The sequence below is a fragment of the Nocardia sp. NPDC004654 genome (genome assembly GCF_040609595.1).
GTDB lineage: Bacteria > Actinomycetota > Actinomycetes > Mycobacteriales > Mycobacteriaceae > Nocardia.
In genome coordinates this window covers 63,407-78,489 of the sequence record NZ_JBEXKI010000003.1, presented here as the reverse complement: position 1 = coordinate 78,489, position 15,083 = coordinate 63,407, and the positions used below count along the sequence as shown (strand labels likewise).

At 68.8% G+C, this 15,083-nt stretch carries 17 protein-coding genes; 11 read left to right on the top strand and 6 right to left on the bottom strand.

The genetic code is table 11. The features are described 5' to 3' along the window. The first annotated feature begins 93 nt into the window (after positions 1 to 93). Together ABZV58_RS10665 and ABZV58_RS10660 are read left to right on the top strand one after the other, a co-directional pair. On the top strand, positions 94 to 405 hold the full coding sequence (locus ABZV58_RS10665; protein ID WP_354999936.1) for a hypothetical protein: 312 nt from the start codon (positions 94 to 96) through the stop codon (positions 403 to 405). Between the two features lie 78 nt (positions 406 to 483). After that, a complete protein-coding gene (locus ABZV58_RS10660) occupies positions 484 to 963 on the top strand; it encodes a GtrA family protein (protein ID WP_355000524.1) in 480 nt (159 codons plus the stop codon). A gap of 96 nt (positions 964 to 1,059) precedes the next feature. On the opposite strand, the gene ABZV58_RS10655 is transcribed toward ABZV58_RS10660, so the two are convergent. Genes ABZV58_RS10655 through ABZV58_RS10645 form a run of 3 tightly spaced genes read right to left on the bottom strand, consistent with a single transcriptional unit; the run spans position 1,060 to position 3,012 of the window. Then, a complete protein-coding gene (locus ABZV58_RS10655; RefSeq protein ID WP_354999935.1) occupies positions 1,060 to 1,698 on the bottom strand; it encodes a Type 1 glutamine amidotransferase-like domain-containing protein in 639 nt (212 codons plus the stop codon). A gap of 4 nt (positions 1,699 to 1,702) precedes the next feature. After that, positions 1,703 to 2,542, bottom strand: a complete 840-nt coding sequence (locus ABZV58_RS10650; RefSeq protein ID WP_354999934.1) for a maleylpyruvate isomerase family mycothiol-dependent enzyme — start codon at positions 2,540 to 2,542, stop codon at positions 1,703 to 1,705. Continuing rightward, positions 2,539 to 3,012 carry an HIT family protein gene (locus ABZV58_RS10645; protein WP_354999933.1) on the bottom strand — a complete coding sequence of 158 codons (474 nt, stop codon included), beginning with the start codon at positions 3,010 to 3,012 and terminating at the stop codon, positions 2,539 to 2,541. The genes ABZV58_RS10650 and ABZV58_RS10645 overlap by 4 nt, the downstream gene beginning before the upstream one ends. Positions 3,013 to 3,417: 405 nt before the next feature. Between ABZV58_RS10645 and ABZV58_RS10640 the strand changes: the two genes are divergently transcribed. The 5 genes from ABZV58_RS10640 (at position 3,418) to ABZV58_RS10620 (ending at position 8,828) form a co-directional block, all read left to right on the top strand. Continuing rightward, a complete protein-coding gene (locus ABZV58_RS10640) occupies positions 3,418 to 4,533 on the top strand; it encodes a Re/Si-specific NAD(P)(+) transhydrogenase subunit alpha (protein ID WP_354999932.1) in 1,116 nt (371 codons plus the stop codon). Next, positions 4,533 to 4,853, top strand: a complete 321-nt coding sequence (locus tag ABZV58_RS10635) for an NAD(P) transhydrogenase subunit alpha (RefSeq protein ID WP_141807164.1) — start codon at positions 4,533 to 4,535, stop codon at positions 4,851 to 4,853. Before ABZV58_RS10640 ends, ABZV58_RS10635 begins: the two co-directional genes overlap by 1 nt. A gap of 4 nt (positions 4,854 to 4,857) precedes the next feature. Then, complete coding sequence (locus tag ABZV58_RS10630) at positions 4,858 to 6,276, top strand: NAD(P)(+) transhydrogenase (Re/Si-specific) subunit beta (protein WP_354999931.1); 1,419 nt, start codon at positions 4,858 to 4,860, stop codon at positions 6,274 to 6,276. A gap of 95 nt (positions 6,277 to 6,371) precedes the next feature. Next, positions 6,372 to 7,502: a DUF5925 domain-containing protein gene (locus tag ABZV58_RS10625; protein WP_354999930.1), complete on the top strand. Its 1,131-nt coding sequence runs from the start codon at positions 6,372 to 6,374 to the stop codon at positions 7,500 to 7,502. A 3-nt stretch (positions 7,503 to 7,505) separates the two neighbouring features. After that, positions 7,506 to 8,828 (top strand): MFS transporter, encoded by a 1,323-nt coding sequence (locus tag ABZV58_RS10620; protein WP_355000523.1) that lies wholly within the window; start codon positions 7,506 to 7,508, stop codon positions 8,826 to 8,828. Positions 8,829 to 9,119: 291 nt separating this feature from the next. On the opposite strand, the gene ABZV58_RS10615 is transcribed toward ABZV58_RS10620, so the two are convergent. Continuing rightward, the gene (locus ABZV58_RS10615; RefSeq protein WP_354999929.1) at positions 9,120 to 9,977 is read right to left on the bottom strand and encodes an NAD(P)H-binding protein; all 858 of its coding nucleotides are present in this window, start codon (positions 9,975 to 9,977) and stop codon (positions 9,120 to 9,122) included. 81 nt (positions 9,978 to 10,058) lie between these two features. On the opposite strand from ABZV58_RS10615, the gene ABZV58_RS10610 reads away from it, so the two are divergent. Both ABZV58_RS10610 and ABZV58_RS10605 read left to right on the top strand, forming a co-directional pair. Continuing rightward, the gene (locus tag ABZV58_RS10610) at positions 10,059 to 11,051 is read left to right on the top strand and encodes an AraC family transcriptional regulator (protein ID WP_354999928.1); all 993 of its coding nucleotides are present in this window, start codon (positions 10,059 to 10,061) and stop codon (positions 11,049 to 11,051) included. 26 nt (positions 11,052 to 11,077) lie between these two features. Then, positions 11,078 to 11,470, top strand: coding sequence for a thioesterase family protein (locus ABZV58_RS10605; RefSeq protein WP_355000522.1), 393 nt, complete (start codon positions 11,078 to 11,080; stop codon positions 11,468 to 11,470). Between the two features lie 38 nt (positions 11,471 to 11,508). Here ABZV58_RS10605 and ABZV58_RS10600 read toward each other — a convergent pair whose 3' ends face one another. Together ABZV58_RS10600 and ABZV58_RS10595 are read right to left on the bottom strand one after the other, a co-directional pair. Beyond that, positions 11,509 to 12,312 carry an SDR family oxidoreductase gene (locus tag ABZV58_RS10600; protein ID WP_354999927.1) on the bottom strand — a complete coding sequence of 268 codons (804 nt, stop codon included), beginning with the start codon at positions 12,310 to 12,312 and terminating at the stop codon, positions 11,509 to 11,511. Positions 12,313 to 12,337: 25 nt separating this feature from the next. Further along, entirely contained in the window at positions 12,338 to 12,832 is a 495-nt protein-coding gene (locus ABZV58_RS10595) for an Lrp/AsnC family transcriptional regulator (RefSeq protein ID WP_354999926.1), read from the bottom strand. A gap of 143 nt (positions 12,833 to 12,975) precedes the next feature. Here ABZV58_RS10595 and pdhA point away from each other — a divergent pair, with 143 nt between their 5' ends. Together pdhA and ABZV58_RS10585 are read left to right on the top strand one after the other, a co-directional pair. After that, positions 12,976 to 14,088: a pyruvate dehydrogenase (acetyl-transferring) E1 component subunit alpha gene (pdhA, locus tag ABZV58_RS10590; RefSeq protein ID WP_354999925.1), complete on the top strand. Its 1,113-nt coding sequence runs from the start codon at positions 12,976 to 12,978 to the stop codon at positions 14,086 to 14,088. After that, positions 14,085 to 15,059: an alpha-ketoacid dehydrogenase subunit beta gene (locus tag ABZV58_RS10585; RefSeq protein WP_354999924.1), complete on the top strand. Its 975-nt coding sequence runs from the start codon at positions 14,085 to 14,087 to the stop codon at positions 15,057 to 15,059. Before pdhA ends, ABZV58_RS10585 begins: the two co-directional genes overlap by 4 nt. Positions 15,060 to 15,083 lie beyond the last annotated feature (24 nt).

Below are 15,083 nucleotides of genomic sequence, written 5' to 3'. Positions count from 1 at the left end.
GCGGATCGACCGTCGTCGTGACGGTGGACGCGCCCGGCCGACGGATCGTTCGACCATTCCGGGGACCTGCCACATATTCGGAGGGTTGACGGCATGCGGGTCGAATCACCGGACTACCGCGAACTCATCGGCGCGCTGTTCGCCGACGAGTTCGCCGACGGCGCCGTCGATCTGGAGGCGCTGCGCGGCATCCACGCGGGCGAGTTCGGTACCTGGCTCACCGCACTCGACCGCTCGGGCCTGTTCGACAAGGAAGCCCTGGCGACGGTCGCCGACCAGTGGCGCCGCGACCCCATGCTCCTGCTGGACGCCCTCCTCGCCGATGTCGACGACGTCACCCGCCGCCGCTGGCTGATGGCCTGGTCGAGCCTGGACCGCCCGGAACCCTTGGGCCAGATCGGCTGACCGGGGCGACTCGGCGGACGTTTGCCAACAGCTCACCTCGCGGACACCTGCCGCTGCCATGCTGGCCGCGTGTCCGATCTGGCCGTCGCCGCCGACTCCCTCGCCGACCGGTTCACCCGCTGGTGTGAGCTCGTCGTCGCGCGGCTGCCCCTGGGATTGGACCGGATCGTCCCGCCGACGTTCCTCGGCTTCGCACTGATCAACAGCTTCACCTTCGGCGTCGACCTGGTGCTGCTCACCCTCTTTCACGGCTGGTGGAACTGGCCGGTGCCGGTCTCGATCACACTGGGCTACATCTGCGCGTTCGGGCTCGCCTTCGTCCTCAACCGCACCTTCAACTTCCACTCGCACGCCCCCGTCGGCAGGCAGGCCGCGGTGTACGTCGTGGTCGTCGTGATCAACTACGTGGCCTTCATCCTCGGCGTCGGCGGCGGACTCACCGCGCTCGGCGTCGAATACCACGTGGCCCGGCTGCTCGCGGGCGCCTGCGAAGCCCTTTATATGTACACCGCCATGCGCTGGATCGTCTTCCGCGCCCGCCCCACCGACGAGACCTGACCGCTCGCACACGCCGTTCGCACGCCTCACATAGGCACCGACTATGTGACGCGTACGGACGACGTGTGGGAACCGACGGGTTGGGGAAGGGGGATGTCAGTGCAGGAGTTGTGGTCGCGCGCCGTCGATTACGACGACGTCGTCGTCGGTGAGCGCCCAGTGCGCGACCCCGGCGGCGCGGTACTCGGCCGCGAGCCGGTTGCCGAACCCATCCGGGTCGGTGGGGGAGTCGATGTGCGGGACGATCCGGTGATCGACCAAACCCAATCCGTCCCAACGCGGTTCGACACCGCACGTCGGTTCCACCTCGGCGGGGTCGTCCACCGACTCCAGCCCGTGTAGGTCCGGCGTCAGCAGGCAAGCGCCCGCGCTGTACCCCGCGTAGACCAGCGCGTCGGCTTCGAGCAACCGCGTCAAGGCGAGATCGGCTCCGCTACGGGCGAATTGGGCACGCAGCACGAAGGTATTGCCGCCACGTACCCAGATCAGCGGGAACTCGGCGAGTCGATGCTCCAATTCCTCTGCGCGCCCGACGTACTCGCGGAGATCCAGCACCTCCGGCGTATACCCGAGCTTGCGCAACGGAACCAGATCGCTGGTCACCGCCGACGTCCACGCGTCCGGCCAGGCGTCGCAGGCGTTGGGTATTACGGCAACCCGGCCCGGCGCGCCGACCAGTGCGGCGAGCCGGTCCTGGTGCTTGCCGAATCGGTAGCTGGACAGGAAGAGCCGCACCGGCTCAGAGGGTGAACGCGAGGTGGCGGACCAAACGGACGCCGAGCTCTTCGTTGCCCGTGACGGCGATCTCGTCGAGATGTTCTGCCGCACTGCGACGACCGCCGCCCAGCCGGACGAAAAGCCCCGAGTCCATGGCGATCTCGACATCGGCCGCACCGTCGAACGAGTCGACGAAGGCGGCCCGCTCGTCCACCGCGATGTGCAGGGTCCGCGGTAGCGCGCCGGACAGCGCGAAGGTGATCCGTGACCCGGCGGGCGCCTTGCCGAGCTTGGCGACGACCCGCGGCAGCGATCCGGCGAACTCGGCGAACGCCAGGTCACCGCGCCTGCCGCCCTCGTTCACTCGCACGTCCAGCGCGTCGGCGATGTCGAGTTCGTGCATCCAGCAGTCGAACAGCCGCACCCGCATGAACCGGCCGTAGGGGACCTGGCCGATCGGGGAGACCGTCGGCGTGGTCCATGCGGCGTCGTCCATCTCGGCCAGCGCCTTGTGCCGCCGGTCCATCACCTCACGGAACAGCTCGAGCAGACGCGCGCCGGGCATCGGACGCAGCCGGTCGACCCAGATCTCGTTGAGCACCGCGGTCTCGTTGCGGACGTACGGCAGCGAACGGACGTCGGTCTTCTCGCGCATCGGATCGTGCGGCGGCGGCTTCTCGCCGAGCAGCCACGATTCGGTGCCGACCACGTGTGCCACGATGTCGAACACGGTCCAGCCGGGCAGCTTCGACGGTGTGCGCCACCGGTTTTCGTCCAGGTCGGCGACCAGCGCCGCGATGGCGTCCCACTGCTCGGTCAGCAGCGCGGTCAGCTCGGTGCGGTCGAATGTCTGGTCGGTCATGCCTGCGTTCCTTCCTCGGTGCCCACGTCCTCGGCGTCGTCCTGGCGGGCCAGCGTCGCGAGGCCCGCCCGGATGGCGTCGGCGGTGCCCTCCGGATCGTTCGGTCTGCGCAGCAGGAAGCCCTTGGCGAAGCTGAGCTTGTCGCCGTGCCTGCGCGGGACGACGTGCAGGTGCACGTGCGCGACGGTCTGGAACGCGGCCTTGCCGTCGTTCATCACCAGGTTCGCGCCGTCGGCGACGAGACTGCTGCGCCGCATGGCCAGCGCGATCCGGTGCCCGGCGCGGAAGAGCTCCGCGCCGAGATCGGCGTCGAGATCGTCCAGTTCCGCCGCGTGCCGCTTCGGCACGACCAGTGTGTGGCCGCGCGCGACGGGGCGGATATCGAGGAACGCGCACAGCAGTTCGTCCTCGTAGACCTTGGTAGCCGGAGCTTCACCCGCCACGATGCGGCAGAAGACGCAGTCGTTCACACCGCGACCATACGGCGTACGAGTGGCGCGGAACACCCCGAATCCCCTGTCGAACATGACGCGCGTCACTCTCTGTCGCGGTCTCGAGCGCCTGACCAGTTCGCTGACGTGTGGGTAAGTAAGAGACCTGAAGGTTCGATCTTGTGGCCCTCACCTGCGCGGACGATCATCGAAGTCGAGTTTTTCGCGTCGGCGCAGCGAGAACGGAGGCGACGACACAGCGCGTCGACGCGGTTCGAATCCGGCATATGGGCGGAATCCGACCACGTTCTGTGACGGGCATCTCAGCTACGCTCACGGCGAGCCGGGTACAGTTGCGAGGATTTTCGGCGAACTTACTCGTTAGTAACTTCGTCCGGACATCGGTCGGTGGCCAACAGCCAGCACGAGAAGGAAGTCTGACAAGTGGAGACAACGCAAAACGTTGGCGACTCGTCGCCGCGCGGAGCGCGTGTCGGAGTCGTTCGCGAGTCCAACGCGGGCGAGCGGCGTGTCGCATTGGTGCCCAAGATCATTCCGGCGCTGCTGAAGCAGGGCGTCGAGGTGGTCGTGGAAGCCGGCGCCGGACTGGGTGCGCTCATTCCCGACGAGGCCTACGCGGAGGCCGGTGCGACCATCGGCGATCCGTGGTCGGCCGAGGTGGTCGTGAAGGTGGCCCCGCCCAGCGATGCCGAGGTGGCCAAGCTGTCCGACGGGCAGACGCTGATCGGCTTCCTCGCCCCGCGCAATGCCGAGAACCAGATCGCGGCGCTGAAGTCGGCCGGTGTGCAGGCCTTCGCGGTCGAGGCGATCCCGCGGATCTCGCGTGCGCAGGTGATGGACGCGCTGTCCTCGCAGGCGAATGTCGCCGGATACAAGGCGGTGCTGCTGGCGGCGTCGGAGTCGACCCGCTTCTTCCCGATGCTGACCACCGCGGCGGGCACGGTGAAGCCCGCGACCGTGCTGGTGCTCGGCGTGGGTGTGGCCGGTCTGCAGGCGCTGGCGACGGCCAAGCGACTAGGCGGCCGGACCACCGGTTACGACGTGCGTCCCGAGGTCGCCGATCAGGTGCGTTCGGTCGGTGCGCAGTGGCTGGACCTTGGCATCGACGCCGCGGGCGAGGGCGGTTACGCGCGTGAGCTGACCGACGAGGAGAAGGCCAAGCAGCAGCAGGCGCTCGAGGACGCGATCAAGGGCTTCGACGTGGTGATCACCACCGCGCTGGTGCCGGGTCGTCCCGCGCCGCGGCTGGTGACCGCCGCCGCGGTGGAGGGCATGAAGCCGGGCAGCGTGATCGTGGACCTGGCCGGTGAGACCGGCGGCAACTGCGAACTGACCGAGCCGGGACAGACCGTGGTCAAGCACGGCGTCACCATCGCCTCGCCGCTGAACCTGCCCGCGACCATGCCGGAGCACGCCAGCGAGCTGTACTCCAAGAACATCGCGGCCCTGCTGGAACTGATGCTCGTGGATGGCAAGGTCGCCCCCGACTTCGAGGATCAGGTTCTCGCGGACTCCTGCGTCACTCGTGAGGTGAACTGATGTATACCGAACTGCTGGCGAACATCGCGATCCTGGTGCTGTCCGGGTTCGTCGGTTTCGCCGTCATCTCCAAGGTCCCCAACACCTTGCACACCCCGCTGATGTCGGGCACCAACGCCATTCACGGCATCGTGGTCCTCGGTGCGTTGGTGACGCTGGGCCGGGTGGAGAACCCCTCGATCGGCATCCAGATCATTCTGTTCGTCGCCGTGGTCTTCGGAACGCTGAACGTGATCGGTGGTTTCGTGGTCACCGACCGGATGCTGGGCATGTTCAAGGCCAAGAAGCCGGTCGCCGCGGCGGAGAAGGCGGGCGAGTAAAGCTATGGACAACCTGGTCAACATTCTCTACATCGTCGCCTTCGCGATGTTCATCTACGGTCTGATGGGCTTGACCGGCCCGAAGACCGCGGTGCGCGGCAACTGGATCGCCGCCGTCGGTATGGGCATCGCCGTGGTCGCGACGTTGATCGCGGTGCGCGACACCTCCAACTGGATCCTGATCGTCGCCGGTCTGGTGCTCGGTGTGGTGCTGGGTGTGCCGCCCGCGAAGTACACCAAGATGACCGCCATGCCGCAGCTGGTGGCCGCGTTCAACGGTGTCGGCGGTGGCACGGTCGCGCTCATCGCGTGGGCCGAGTTCCTGGATACCACGGGCTTTTCCAACTTCAAGCACGGTGAGGAACCGACGGTCCACATCATCGTGGGCTCGCTGTTCGCCGCGATCATCGGTTCGGTGTCGTTCTGGGGCTCGCTGATCGCCTTCGGCAAGTTGCAGGAGATCCTGCCGGGCAAGCCGATCGGGATCGGCCGCCTGCAGCAGCCGCTGAATCTGCTGCTGCTGGTGGTCGCGATCGTCGCGGCCGTGGTGATCGGCATCGGCGCGGCCGACGGTGGTGCGCCGTGGTGGTGGATGGTGCTGCTGCTCCTCGCCGCGGGTGTGCTCGGGTTGATGGTGGTGCTGCCGATCGGTGGCGCGGACATGCCCGTGGTCATCTCGCTGCTCAACGCGTTGACCGGTTTGTCGGCCGCCGCGGCGGGTCTGGCGTTGAACAACACCGCGATGATCGTGGCGGGCATGATCGTCGGCGCGTCCGGCACCATCCTGACCAACCTGATGGCCAAGGCCATGAACCGGTCCATCCCGGCCATCGTCGCCGGTGGATTCGGTGGCGGCGGCACCGCGCCCGGTGCCGGTGGCGGCGAGCAGAAGCAGGCCAAGGCCACCTCGGCCGCGGACGCCGCGATCCAGATGGCGTATGCCAACCAGGTCATCGTGGTCCCCGGCTACGGCATGGCCGTCGCGCAGGCCCAGCACGCGGTCAAGGAGATGGCCGAGCTGCTGGAGAAGAAGGGTGTGGAGGTCAAGTACGCCATCCACCCGGTCGCGGGTCGGATGCCCGGGCACATGAACGTGCTGCTGGCCGAGGCCGAGGTCTCCTACGACGCGATGAAGGAAATGGACGACATCAACGGCGAGTTCGGCCGCACCGATGTCGCCCTGGTCATCGGCGCCAACGACGTCACCAACCCGGCCGCCCGCGAGGACGCCTCCAGCCCGATCTACGGCATGCCGGTGCTCAACGTCGACCAGGCCAAGTCGGTGATCGTGCTCAAGCGGTCGATGAACTCCGGCTTCGCCGGCATCGACAACCCGCTGTTCTACGCCGACACCACCTCGATGCTGTTCGGCGACGCCAAGAAGTCCGTCGGTGCGGTCACCGAGGAACTGAAGGCGCTGTAAGGCACCGGGTAAGCGGCCCTCGTTCCACCGGAGCGGGGGCCGCTTCGCGTTAATTCGGTGGACGTCGCCGGTCCGACACGCCGATCATGGTCGGAATGTTGGAACGCAAGGAACCACTTCGGTTGGTCGGGCCCGAGCCGGGGCCGGCCGATCCGGCCGAGAGCCTACGGTGGTCCGTCGCACTGGATTCGTACTACTCGCCGCGCGATGTGCTCGACGTGCTCGCGCTGACCCCTTTCGTCCAAGGCGAACAGGGTCGCTACCGCAAGAAGCAGCTCGAACGCGTGCGCGCCGACGCGCCGCTGCGCCCGCCGGGTTCGCGGATCGCCCGCGCCATCGAGGAGGACAACAGCCGCTCGATCCTGGTGGTCGGCGACGGCTGGACGCTGCGCGCGGACCGCTGGGCCGACCGTTCCGCCGTCGTCGAGGTCACCGCCGTCACCGATGAGCTGGCCAACGATGTTCTGGCCGAGGCGATCCGCGACGCCGAGGAGCCGTCCGAGGTGGTGGACGGCATCGAGATGGGGTTCTGGTACCTGCACACCCAGCAGGGACCGCGGCGGCGTCAACACGACATCGAGACACCGGTCTGGTCGGACATCCGCCGCAACTATCCGGACTCGGCCGCGGCCGCCCTGGATCGGCTGATGGCGCTGTCGCCCACCGATATTCGCGGTCGGCTCCTGTTGCTGCACGGGCCGCCGGGCACCGGAAAGACCACGGCGCTGCGCGCGCTGGCCAGGGCGTGGCAGCCGTGGTGCCAGGTCGACTGCGTGCTGGATCCGGACATGCTGTTCAGTCAGCCCGGCTACCTCATGTCGGCCGCCACCGAGGTCGACGACGAGCGCCGCCGCTGGCGCCTGCTGGTGCTGGAGGACTGCGACGAGCTCATCCGTGCCGAAGCGAAAGCCTCGGCGGGGCAGGGGCTCTCGCGTCTGCTGAACCTGACCGACGGGATGCTCGGGCAAGGGCGCGATGTGCTCGTCGCCATCACCACCAACGAGGACCTGTCCCGCCTGCACCCCGCCGTCACGCGTCCCGGCCGCTGCCTCGCCCAACTCGAGATCGGCCGCCTCTCCGCGACCGAAGCGCGGCGCTGGCTCGGCGACCACCCGGCCCCGATCCCCGACGACGGTTTCTCCCTCGCCGAACTCATCGCCCTCCAAGGCGGCGTGCCCAGTCTCGATACCACCGCACCCGAACCGGAGTCGGGGATGTACCTGTAGGCGCTGCGAGCGCGGGGTTTCGCCAGCGTCGTCCGCGATCGACCAAGCCGGAAGCCGAACACCGGTACCGTCGAACTGGTGCCAGCCAAAACGGTCGACGGTCGAACACGCACGGCGCGCGGCGCGGTGTTCACCGTATTCGGTGCGAACGGTGCCCTGCTGGCGATGTGGGTCGTGCACATCCCGGTCATCACCGATCGGACGGGCGTCTCGCATTCGACGCTGGGCATGTTCATCCTGCTCATGGCGGGCGCGGGGATCGTCGGCATGCGCATCGCGGGCCCGCTCGCGGACCGGTTCGGCAGCAGGAGACTGGTGGGCGTGGCCGCGCTCGTCGCGTCGATAGCCGTGCTCGGTCCCGGCTTCGCGACCGGCCCGGTGTCGCTGGCGGTGGCGCTGGCCTGTTTCGGCTTCGGCAACGGCGCACTCGACGTCTCGATGAACGCCCAAGCGGTGCAGGTCGAACGGGCCTACGGGCGGCCGATCATGTCGGCGTTCCACGCCCTGTTCTCCGGCGGCGGCCTGCTGGGTTCCCTGCTCGGCGCCGCCGCGTTGCGCGCGGGCTGGGACGTGCGCGTCACTCTCGTCCTGGCCTCGGCGAGTTGTGTCGCGCTGGTCGTCGCGAGCGTGCCGCGTCTACTGGCCGATCCGGCCGCGCCCCAGCGGCCCGAACCACCCAGCTCGGAAGTCATCGGCCCCGCGCATACTGAGGACGCCGCCGACGTGCCGGAACCCGGACACCGACGAAAGGTGTTGGCGCTGGCCGCTATCGCTTTCGCAGTGCTGCTCGCGGAAGGCGTCGCCGCCGACTGGAGCACGTTGCAGATGCGCGACCACCTCGGCGTCGACGCAGCCACCGCCGCGCTGGCGTTCGGCGCGTTCTCGGTGACCATGACCGCGGGTCGCTTCGCCGCCGACCGCGTCAGCGGCGCGTTCGGCCGGGTCGCCGTGGTCCGCTACGGAACCCTGCTCGCCGCCCTCGGCCTCGGTGTCATCATGCTGTCCGCCTGGACACCGCTGACCCTTGTCGGCTGGGCGCTCTGCGGCCTCGGCCTCTCCGGCAGCGTCCCCCAGATCTTCACCGCCGCAGGCAATCTCGGAACCAGCACCGCCGCCACCGATATGGCTCGCGTCTTCGGCCTCGGTTACTTCGGCCTGCTCGCGGGGCCTGCCGTCATCGGTTGGCTCACCGAACTGGTTCCCCTCACCGCCGCCATGCTCGTGCCCCTCGTCGCGGTGCTGCTCTGCTGCTGGAAGGCGGGCGTCGTCGCCCCGGCCCCGTCCGCGCCCGACCTCAGCGCCAAGGCCACGGACGACGCCCACTGATCGCTCGGTTCGCCAGTGGACCCGCGCTGGGAGTGGGCGGGTCCCGCAGCACCCACCCACGGGGCCGGTTCGGGACATCGTCGGCCCGGGCTGGTCCGGTTGCGTGGGGCGCTCCGTTGAGCTCCACGTCCGCGGGTGGGTACATTTCGCTTCCGACAATTTCAACAGGTCGGCGTGATCCGCTATTCCGCGCCAACCAGCGGACCGCATCAACTGGACTCAGTCGAGTCGACAATGACTCCTGCTCCAATCCTGTTGCCCCTGACGCTCTTCGAGCCGCAAACCCTCGGATCACCGCACCGAAACCTCCTCCACCGCCCATGCCCCGGCCGCCGCCGTCTCCGCGACGAAGTCGCCGAAATCCTTGGCCTCCCGCCCGAGCGCCCGCCGCACACCATCCGTGACCGCCGAGTTCCGTCCGTCGAGAAGCGTGCCGAACAGGTAGTCGAGCAGGCTGACCTCGTCGGCCGGAACCTGGTATTCCGTCAGCCCCGCGACGAATTCCGTGCGGGTGAGGGGGATGAACTGGATGTCGCGGCCGGTGGCCGCGGCGATCTCGGCGGTCGCCTCGGCGAAGGACAACGCCCGCGGCCCGGTGAGTTCGTAGACTTCGCCGTCGTGCCCCGGCTCGGTCAGCGCGGCGACCGCCACGTCGGCGATGTCGTCGGCGTGTACGAACGGTTCCGGTACGTCGCCGTTGGGCAGCGCGACCGTTCCGGACGGGATGTAGTCCGCGAACGCGCCCTCGCTGAAGTTCTGGGCGAAGAAGGCGCAGCGCACCACGGTCCACTCGAGCCCGGATTCGCGCACGATCCGCTCGCACTCCAGCGCCTCGGGTTCGCCGCGCCCGGACAGCAGCACCAACTTGCCCACACCGGCCGTCTTCGCGGCCGCGGCGAACGCCCGGATGACGTCCGGCGCTCCCGGCGCGGCGAGATCGGGCTGGTAGGCCAGGTAGGCGGCGTCCACATCGGCGAGCGCCGGTCCCCAGGTGGCGCGGTCGGTCCAGTCGAACGGAATCTCCGCGGAACGGGACCCGATACGGACTTCGTGGCCACCCGCCAGGAGCCGGGACGCCACCCGGGAACCGGTCTTTCCGGTGCCGCCGGTGACGAGGGTGCGGGGCTGTCGGCTGTCGTTGCTGTTCATGATTCGAGTACACCGTCTCGAGCCGAGACGAAACATAGTTCAGCCGCTCACGACCATGCGCGTGCGTCTACTGTTGGAGACGTGGATGCGCTCGCCAGTCTGCTCGAAGGCCCACGCGCCAGGGGCGCGTTCCTGATGTGTTCGCTGCTGGATCCGCCGTGGTCGTTGCGCATCCAGGACGAAGCGCCGCTCACCGTGCTCTCGATGATCCGCGGCACCGCCTGGATCGTCCCGGACGGCACCTCGAATTCGCCTCGGGCGAGCAAGGTTTCGGCCAAGAGCGAGCCGCGCCAACTGCTCGCGGGCGACGTCGCCATCTTCCGCGGCCCGCATCCCTACACCGTCGCCGACGATCCAGCGACGCCACCGCAGATCATCATCCATCCGGGCCAGGTCACGAAGACGCCCGACGGTGAGATCCTCTGCGAGACATTGAGTCTCGGCGTGCGTCAGTGGGGCACCGACCCGGAGGGCGCGACCATGATGGTCACCGGCACCTACGAGTCGGCGGGCGCGGCGAGCCAGCGGCTGCTGCGCGCCCTGCCCCCGATCGCGGTGCTGTCGCACGGCGATTTCGACAGCCGCCTGCTCGACATCCTCGCCGACGAGGCGACCAAGGACCAGCCCGCCCAAGGCGCGGTGCTGGACCGCCTTCTCGACTTGGTACTGATCGCCGCGCTGCGCGCCTGGTTCGCCCGCAACGACGCACCCGCCTGGTACCACGCCTACAGCGATCCGCTGGTCGGCAAGGCCCTGCGCTTGCTGCAGCACAATCCCGCGCACGGCTGGACCGTCGCGAGCCTGGCCGAGACGGTCGGCGTCTCGCGCGCCGCGCTGGCTCGGCGGTTCACCGACCTGGTCGGCGAGCCACCGATGGCCTTCCTCACCGAATGGCGCCTCGCGCTGGCCGCCGATCTGCTCCAGGAGTCGGATGCCACCATCGAGGCCATCGCGCGCCAGGTCGGCTACGGTTCGGCCTTCGCGCTGAGCGCCGCCTTCAAACGCCACTTCGGGGTGAGTCCGCGCGACCACCGGCAGGGCGCCGCCCACGCTGAGCTATCGTCGGCCGGGTGACGCAGCAGTATCCCGTGCTCTGGCCGATGCCGACCCGGTGGGCGGACAACGACCACTACGGCCACGTGAACAACGTGACGTACTACTCGTACTTCGACACCGCGGTGAACGCCTGGTTGATGCACGCGACGGGCACCGACATCAGGGAGCTGCCCGCGCTCGGCGTGGTCGCGCAGACCTCCTGCCAGTACCTCGGCTCGATCAGCTTCCCCGACCAGCTGCAGGTCGGCCTGCGGATATCCCGGCTCGGCCGCTCCAGCATCACCTACGACCTGGCGATCTTCCGCGACGCCGACGGTTCGCTCGAGCTCGCGGCCACGGGCGTCTTCGTGCACGTCTACGTGGACGCCGAGACCCGCAAGCCGGTCGAGATCCCGGAGGTCGTCCGTACTGCCGCGGCCGAACTCGTCACCGACTGACGGTTCCCTCGAAGAGCTCGAGCCGCGGCAGGGCGCGGCTATCCGCGCAGCGCGCTCTGGAACCGGCGCATGCCCGCCAGCCAGCGGTCGTAGTCGGCGCCCTTGCGGCGGTACATCTCCAGCACCTCCGGGTGGGGGAGGATCAGGAACTGCTCGGCCTCGACGCCCGCCAAGACCACATCGGCGACCTCTTCGGGCGAGAGCACCGCGCCCGCCGACGTGACCGCCTTGATCGCCATCGCGGCGGCCGCCTCGTCGCCGGGGATCAGATCGCCGTGCAGCAGCTTGGTGTCGACGCCCATCGGGCACACGCAGCTGACTCGAATCCCGTTGTCCCCGTAGGTGATCGAAAGCCATTCGGCGAAACCGACCGCGGCGTGTTTGGTGACCGAGTACGGCGCCGAGCCGATCTGGGTCAACAGCCCCGCAGCCGACGCCGTGACGACGAAGTATCCCTCGCCACGCGCCACCCAACCGGGGACGAGCAGCCGAGCGGCGCGCACGTGCGCCAGCACGTTCACCTCCAGCGCGGCCGACCACTGCTCGTCGGTGCTCTCCAGTCCGGGACCGCCGCCGATGCCCGCGTTGGCGAAATAGGAGTCCACCGGCCCGAATTCGGCCTCGGCGCGATCGATCAGTGATTGGACGACCTGCTCGTCGGAGACATCGCCGCCCACCGATACCGCCTGGGCGCCAATGGATTCCGCTACCGCAGCAGCCGACTCGCCGTCCAGGTCGGCGACCACGACGCGCGCTCCGCGCTCGGCCAGCCGCCGCGCCAGCGCCGCACCGATACCCGCTCCCGCCCCCGTGACGATCGCGACCTTGCCCGAAATCTCCATACCCGCACAGTAGCGGGCACGGCGATCAGCTCGACCCGGCCAGCCGATCCAGCAACGGCGCGGTCCGCGGCCCCACCAGCTCCCGCATGACCAGCGCCATGTTGGTTCGCTCCACCCCGGGAATCTTGAGGATCTGTCCGGCGATTCGATACAGGTCGTCGGCGTCCTGGGCGACGACGCGGACGGTGAGGTCGGTGAGTCCGGTCATGCCGCACACCTCGGTGACCTCCGGGACCTCGGCGAGTTCGTCCACCACCGAGTCCAATTGGTGCTGATCGACGACCACCGCGACGAACGCGGCGAGTGGATAGCCCAGCGCTCGCGGCCGCACCCGCCGTTCGAAACTGCCGAGCACCCCGCTCGCCTCCCAGCGAGACAGCCGCGCCTGCACGGTGTTGCGGGACAGCCCGAGCCGGTTCGCCAGCTCCACGCCGGTCGCCCTCGGGTTGGCGACCAGCTCCAGCAGCAGGCGCGCATCGGTGGCGTCCAGCGTGGCGTCGACGGGTTCCTTACTGGACATACAACGCAGTATGACACCACCGCGGCCCACCGATTTGAGCATTCTGCCCATTGGTCTACCGGTCACTTGCGCAGACCGCTTTCTCGTGGATGCTGTGAGGTAGGACACATCGTGCTCGGCGCAGGATGAGGAGGCGAGCGGTCATGGCGGACAAGCCCACATACCCGGTGCAGTTGATCCAGCCCGACGGCCGCCGCGTTCTCGATCGTCAGCACGCGGCGCTCGTCGCCGATGTCGGCCCGGATCAGCTGCGCGCGCTGTACGAGGACATGGTGGTGAGTCGCCGCATCGACGTCGAGGCGACCGCGTTGCAGCGCCAAGGCCAGTTGGGACTGTGGCCGCCGTTGTTCGGCCAAGAGGCGGCCCAGGTCGGTTCGGCGCGCGCCCTCCACGCCGACGACTATGTGTTCTGCAGCTACCGCGAAGCCGCCGTCGCCTATTGCCGCGGCGTCTCGCCCACCGAGCTCACCCGGCTGTGGCGCGGCGCGGCGCACTCCTGCTGGGACCCCGGCGCGGTGAACATGACCAACCCGAACATCGTGGTCGGCTCGCAGGGCCTGCACGCCACCGGATACGCCTACGCCGCGAACCTGGACGGCGCCGAGATCGCCACCATCGCCTACTTCGGTGACGGCGCGACGAGCCAGGGCGACATCGCCGAGGCGCTCGGCTTCGCCGCGAGCTGGAGCGCGCCGGTGGTGTTCTTCTGCCAGAACAACCACTGGGCGATCAGCGCTCCCGTGCGGATCCAGAGCGCGACGCCGATCGCCCGCCGCGCCTACGGCTACGGCATGCCCGGCGTTCAGGTCGACGGCAACGACGTACTCGCCGTGCTCGCGGTGACCAGGCAGGCCGTGGCGCGGGCGCGTTCGGGCGGCGGGCCGTCCTTCATCGAGGCGCTCACCTACCGGATGGGTCCGCACACCACCGCCGACGACCCCACCCGGTACCGCGCAGCGGCCGAGACCGAGGAGTGGAAGCGCCGCGATCCGATCGACCGGGTGCGCAGGCTCCTGGAGCGGGAGGGGCAGTTCGACGAGGACTGGGCGCGGCAGGTCACCGCCCACGCCGACGACGTCGCGCGACAGCTGCGCGCCGCGACCATCGAGATGCCGGACCCGGCGCCGATGGAGCTGTTCGACCACGTCTACGCGACACCACACTCGCTGCTAGACGAACAGCGGCGGGAGTACGCGGAGTACCTGACCGGCGATCCCGGTGCGTCCTCCGCGCGACCGGAAGGAGTCCGACCATGATCACCACCTTCGCCAACGCGCTGAACACCGGGCTGCGCCGGGCGCTGGAGGACGATCCCAAGGTCGTGCTCATGGGCGAGGACATCGGCAAGCTCGGCGGCGTCTTCCGGGTGACCGACACCTTGCAGAAGGACTTCGGCAACAACCGCGTCGTCGACACCCCGCTGGCCGAATCCGGCATCGTCGGAACGGCTTTCGGCATGGCGCTGCGCGGGTTCCGGCCGGTCTGCGAGATCCAGTTCGACGGGTTCGTCTATCCGGCGTTCGACCAGATCGTCTCCCAGGTGGCCAAGATCCACTACCGGACCAAAGGAAAGGTGATCGCGCCCATCACGATTCGCATACCGTTCGGCGGCGGCATCGGTTCGGTGGAACACCACTCCGAATCGCCGGAGGCCTACTTCGCGCACACCGCGGGGCTGCGGGTGGTGACGCCGAGCAATCCGTCCGACGCGTATCACCTTGTGCGCCAAGCGATCGCGCTGGACGATCCGGTCATCTTCTTCGAGCCGAAGCGCCGCTACTGGGACAAGGCCGACGTCGACTTCGACGCACCGCCGGAGCTGGCGATGGATCGGGCCCGGGTCTGTCGCACCGGCGAGGACGCCACTCTCGTCGCCTACGGCGGCACCGTCGCGACCGCGCTCACGGCGGCCAGAATCGCCGCGGAGGAAGGACATTCGCTCGAGGTCATCGATCTGCGCAGCCTCGCGCCGATCGATTTCGACACCATCGAGGAATCGGTGGACAAGACCGGCAGGCTGGTCATCGTGCACGAGGCTCCCGTCTTCGGTGGGCTCGGCGCCGAGATCGCGGCACGGATCACCGAACGCTGCTTCTATCACCTGGAGTCGCCGGTGTTGCGCGTCGGCGGGTTCGACATCCCCTACCCCCCGGCTAAGCTCGAGAAGCACCACCTGCCCGACGCCGATCGCATCCTCGCCGCGGTCGACCGTTCGCTCGCCGCCTGACCGCCGACCCGATCCGAGAGGCGC

Coding starts and splice junctions, on each gene's coding strand:
- ABZV58_RS10665 (WP_354999936.1), top strand. CDS start 94: ATGCGGGTCGAATCACCGGACTACCGCGAACTCATCGGCGCGCTGTTC.
- ABZV58_RS10650 (WP_354999934.1), bottom strand. CDS start 2,542: ATGACCGACCAGACATTCGACCGCACCGAGCTGACCGCGCTGCTGACC.
- ABZV58_RS10635 (WP_141807164.1), top strand. CDS start 4,533: ATGTATACCGAACTGCTGGCGAACATCGCGATCCTGGTGCTGTCCGGG.
- ABZV58_RS10630 (WP_354999931.1), top strand. CDS start 4,858: ATGGACAACCTGGTCAACATTCTCTACATCGTCGCCTTCGCGATGTTC.
- ABZV58_RS10625 (WP_354999930.1), top strand. CDS start 6,372: ATGTTGGAACGCAAGGAACCACTTCGGTTGGTCGGGCCCGAGCCGGGG.
- ABZV58_RS10615 (WP_354999929.1), bottom strand. CDS start 9,977: ATGAACAGCAACGACAGCCGACAGCCCCGCACCCTCGTCACCGGCGGC.
- ABZV58_RS10605 (WP_355000522.1), top strand. CDS start 11,078: ATGCCGACCCGGTGGGCGGACAACGACCACTACGGCCACGTGAACAAC.
- ABZV58_RS10600 (WP_354999927.1), bottom strand. CDS start 12,312: ATGGAGATTTCGGGCAAGGTCGCGATCGTCACGGGGGCGGGAGCGGGT.
- ABZV58_RS10595 (WP_354999926.1), bottom strand. CDS start 12,832: ATGTCCAGTAAGGAACCCGTCGACGCCACGCTGGACGCCACCGATGCG.
- pdhA (WP_354999925.1), top strand. CDS start 12,976: ATGGCGGACAAGCCCACATACCCGGTGCAGTTGATCCAGCCCGACGGC.
- ABZV58_RS10585 (WP_354999924.1), top strand. CDS start 14,085: ATGATCACCACCTTCGCCAACGCGCTGAACACCGGGCTGCGCCGGGCG.